The following is a 3981-nucleotide window of genomic DNA, read 5'->3' on the forward strand; positions in this document are numbered from 1 at the left end:
CGCCGCCCTCGGAGGCAACGGCCACACCGCGAAAGATGTTGCCGCCGCCGATGACGACGCCGACCTCGATGCCCAATGCACGCGCCTCGGCGATGTCGCCGGCGATGCGATCCACCACTGACACGTCGATGCCGAAATGCTGCTCGCCCATCAACGCTTCGCCCGACGCTTTCAGCAAGACACGTCGGTAGAGGGGCTTCACCGTCATCTGGGCCTCTTCATTTGCATGTGGCGCGTTCCGGGTGGCTGCTCTCGCGCAGGCGCGCCACCGAAACAATGGCGTTCCGATACACGAAGGGCGCCGCGATGTCACGCGGCGCCCTTCCCGGAATTCTCTCGCCTTTTGTCAACTCACGCCGGCAAATGCACCTTCCATGAGCAGGTCAGGGAAATAGCCCGCAGGCTTGCAGCCGACGGCCTGGCCCCCGGTAAGGCCGCCCTGGATTTCCGGACCGAAGAACGAGTACGGGAACGGCGTGACCGGCAGGCTGACTGCGTCGAGCCTTGCCAGGAGCTCTTGGGGGATCTCGAAATCGAGCGCGCCGAGATTGTCCCTGAGCTGATCGAGCCTCGTCGCACCGATGATCACCGAAGCGACACCGGGCCGCGTTGCCGCCCAGTTCAAGGCGATTTGGGCCATGCCGCGGCCAAGCTCGCCGGCGGCCTTTTCCAGTTCGGCAACGATTGCCCAGTTGCGGTCGGTGAACTTCTGGAAGCCGGGATTGGTCGAACCGCGCATCGCCTCCAGCCTGCCGCCGGCGTTGCTGATTGTGTCTGAACGATATTTGCCGCTCAGCAAGCCGCTGGCCAGCGGGCTCCAGACCATGATGCCGGCGCCATAGCGCGTGCCGAAAGGCACGAATTCATGCTCTATGTTGCGCTCGACCAACGAATATTCGAGCTGCAGCGCCGAAACCGGTTCATAGCCGCGCTGCTCAGCGATGGACTGCGCCCTGCTCGCGTACCAGGCGGGGACGTCGGAGAGACCGACATGGCGAATCTTTCCGGCGCGCACCAGATCGTCCAGCGTTCGCATCACCTCTTCCGGTGAAGTCAGCCTGTCCCAGGCATGCAGGACATAGAGGTCGATATAATCGGTGCCGAGCCGCTTCAGCGAGCCTTCGACGGCGCGGATGATGTTCTTGCGGCCGTTGCCGCCGGCATTCGGATTGCCCTGCTCCAGATTCATGCTGAACTTGGTGCTGATCACCGCTCTGTCGCGCAGACCGCGTTCGGCTATGAACTCGCCAAGCCAGGTCTCGGAGGTGCCGCCGGTATAGGCATCGGCCGTATCGAAGAAATTGCCGCCTGCCTCGACATAGGCATCGACCAGGGCGCGGGCCGTCTCCTTGTCGGCGCCCCAGCCCCATTCGGTGCCGAAGGTCATGGTTCCGAGCGCCAGCCGGGTGACACGAAGCCCGCTGCTGCCAAGGGTGTAGAAGGGCATGGTCATGATGTCGCTCCGATCCTGATCCAATCTTCAATGCCGATCCTGTCCGGGGGTCGTCTTGACCCACGGGTTGCCGCGTTCATGCGTCATGCGGAATGTGAAGCCGTCCACGCTCCAGTCGGCTCCCGAACGGGTCAGGTGGTGTTCGTAGGTGCCCCAGACTTCCCATAGCGGTTCGCCATTGCCTTCCATCCGGTTCCAGGCGTAGCCGTTGGAGGAGACAGTCGCGGCGTCGCCGTCGATGGCGACCTGATGGTTGGTGCGCAGGTGCAGGCTGGTCTTGTTGCCCCTGAGGTTGGCGGCCCAGGTCCCGATCAGGTCGTCCGACGCGATGGTGGCCGCAGGCTGCCCACTCAGGCTGCTGAAGTCGACGGTGACGCGGTCGGCGAAGTAACTACGGGCGAGCCGCCAATCCTGGGCATCGACCGCGCGGTCGATGGCATCGGCGATGCGTATGACGGCGCGCTCATCGGCGAGCGTGATTTCAGGGGACGATTCGGCTCCGCCGGCATCGACCGGCGCCAGCGCGATACCCGCCGCGAAGGTGGCATACCTCAATGCATTCATGTCTCTTCTCCTTTGCGCATCGGCCCGTCGCCGGTTTGCTGGCGACAATGTGGGCCAACAGGCCGGCATCGAAAAGATTGCATTATTCGCATGGACTATGCGATATTATGCATGAATGGATCGCGACCTGCTCAGCCACCTTCCCGTTATCGTCGCCGTGGCGCGGCGAGGCGGCTTTGCGCTTGCCGCTGCCGAACTCGGCATGAGCCCTTCGGCGGTCAGCCACGCTGTACGCCTTGTGGAGGAGCGCATCGGCCAGCCGCTCTTTGCCCGCACGACCCGCAGCGTATCGCTGACCGAGGCCGGTCAGGCGCTTGTCGCGACGGCCGAGCCCGCGCTGCAGGATATCGCCGAGCGGATGGAGCGTATCCGCGGCATCAAGGGTCGCCCGGCGGGACTGCTCAGAATCAATGTATCACATATCGCCGTCCCGATGGCGGTGACGCCGGTGGTGACGGCCATGGCCGAGCGCTATCCGGATGTGACAGTGGAAATCTTTGCCAATGAAGGATTGGTCGATATCGTCAGCGAAGGCTTTGACGCCGGCATCAGACTTGGCGAAATGATCGCGCAGGACATGATCGCGATCCGGATGACCCCGCCATTCCAGGTGATCATCGTAGCGTCACCAGCCTATATCGGCCGGCATGGCCGCCCGCACAGCCTGGCCGATCTCGCCGCCCACAATTGCATCGGCTACCGTCTGGTGCGATCCGGCGCGGTCTATCGTTGGGATTTGACGGAGGACGGCAAGGACGTGGCCGTGGAAACGCGCGGCACCGCCATCGTCACCGATTCGCTTGCCGCGATCGACCTGGCGCTGTCGGGAATGGGACTGGCCTATGTGTTCGAGCCGCTGGTGCGCGCCGACCTGGCCGCTGGTCGGCTTGTCCAGGTGTTGCCGCAGTCGGCAATCGAGGAACCAGGCCTGTTTCTCTACTTTCCGCGCCGGGCGGCAATGGCACCGAAGCTGCGCGCCTTTGTCGACGTCACACAAGAAATCGGCCGGACACCCTCGCGAGCGCCCGGCCGAGTTGCCTGAGCCGAAAAGCTGCTTGGCAGCTTACTTCTTGACCGCTGCAGCGACTTCCGCGGCGAAATCGGTCTCTTCCTTCTCGATGCCCTCGCCCAGCGCAAAGCGCAGGTAGGCGGTGATCTTGGCCGGGGCGCCGATGTCCTTCTCGGCATCCTTCAGCGCCTTCTCGACAGTGATGTCGGGATTGAGCACGAAGGCCTGCTTCAGGAGCACGACTTCCTCGTAGAACTTGCGCAGACGGCCCTCGACCATCTTCTCGATGATCGCTTCCGGCTTGCCGGACTGGCGCGCCTGGTCGGAGAAGATCGCCTTCTCGCGTTCGACCGCGGCCGGATCGATCTGCTCTGCGGTCAGCGCCAGAGGGTTGGTGGCGGCAACATGCATGGCCACCTGGCGGCCAAAGGCGTTGGCTGCATGCTCATTGCCCGTGGTCTCGATCGCGACCAGCACGCCGAGCTTGCCAAGGCCGTCGGCAACCGCGTTGTGGACGTAGGTAGCGACAGCGCCGTGCGGGACGGTGAGCTTGGCCGAGCGGCGGAAGCCCATGTTTTCGCCGATGGTGCCGACAGCGTCCTTGATGGTGTCGGCAACAGACTTGTCGGAACCTGGATACTTTGCGGCGGCCACAACCTCCGTCGTGCCATAGGCCAGCGCAACCTTGGCAACGTTGCCGACGATTTCCTGAAACGCGGCGTTGCGGGCCACGAAGTCGGTCTCGGAATTGACTTCCACGACGGCAGCTTCGCGCACGCCGTTGTCGACGCCGATCAGACCTTCAGCCGCGGTGCGGCCAGCCTTCTTGTCGGCCTTGGAGATACCCTTCTTGCGCAGCCAGTCGACGGCCTCTTCCATGTTGCCGTTGGTCTCGGTCAACGCGGCCTTGCAATCCATCATGCCCGCGCCGGTCAAGTCGCGGAGTTCTTTGACC

4 protein-coding genes and 1 pseudogene are annotated in these 3981 nt (G+C 63.7%); 1 reads left to right on the forward strand and 4 read right to left on the reverse strand.

Annotation, left to right across the window (positions count from 1 at the left end; translation table 11 throughout):
- From pyrH to EN939_RS24205, 3 genes and pseudogenes are all read right to left on the reverse strand, one after another.
- A pseudogene (pyrH, locus tag EN939_RS24195) lies at window positions 1-208 on the reverse strand (UMP kinase); the annotation flags it as partial.
- A gap of 138 nt (window positions 209-346) precedes the next feature.
- Window positions 347-1453, reverse strand: a complete 1107-nt coding sequence (locus EN939_RS24200; RefSeq protein ID WP_127270204.1) for an aldo/keto reductase — start codon at window positions 1451-1453, stop codon at window positions 347-349.
- A 27-nt stretch (window positions 1454-1480) separates the two neighbouring features.
- Window positions 1481-2017 (reverse strand): nuclear transport factor 2 family protein, encoded by a 537-nt coding sequence (locus EN939_RS24205; protein WP_127270206.1) that lies wholly within the window; start codon window positions 2015-2017, stop codon window positions 1481-1483.
- A gap of 115 nt (window positions 2018-2132) precedes the next feature.
- Between EN939_RS24205 and EN939_RS24210 the strand changes: the two genes are divergently transcribed.
- Window positions 2133-3059: a LysR family transcriptional regulator gene (locus EN939_RS24210; protein ID WP_127270207.1), complete on the forward strand. Its 927-nt coding sequence runs from the start codon at window positions 2133-2135 to the stop codon at window positions 3057-3059.
- A 21-nt stretch (window positions 3060-3080) separates the two neighbouring features.
- On the opposite strand, the gene tsf is transcribed toward EN939_RS24210, so the two are convergent.
- The coding region (gene tsf / locus EN939_RS24215; RefSeq protein WP_127270209.1) for a translation elongation factor Ts at window positions 3081-3981 on the reverse strand (901 nt) is incomplete at its 5' end.

The sequence above is a fragment of the Mesorhizobium sp. M7A.F.Ca.CA.002.05.1.1 genome (genome assembly GCF_003998335.1).
In the GTDB taxonomy this organism is placed as follows: domain Bacteria; phylum Pseudomonadota; class Alphaproteobacteria; order Rhizobiales; family Rhizobiaceae; genus Mesorhizobium.

What these genes read in the sequence shown, in the direction of transcription:
- EN939_RS24200 (WP_127270204.1), bottom strand. Translation starts at nt 1,453, where the DNA reads ATGACCATGCCCTTCTACACCCTTGGCAGCAGCGGGCTTCGTGTCACC.
- EN939_RS24205 (WP_127270206.1), bottom strand. Translation starts at nt 2,017, where the DNA reads ATGAATGCATTGAGGTATGCCACCTTCGCGGCGGGTATCGCGCTGGCG.
- EN939_RS24210 (WP_127270207.1), top strand. Translation starts at nt 2,133, where the DNA reads ATGGATCGCGACCTGCTCAGCCACCTTCCCGTTATCGTCGCCGTGGCG.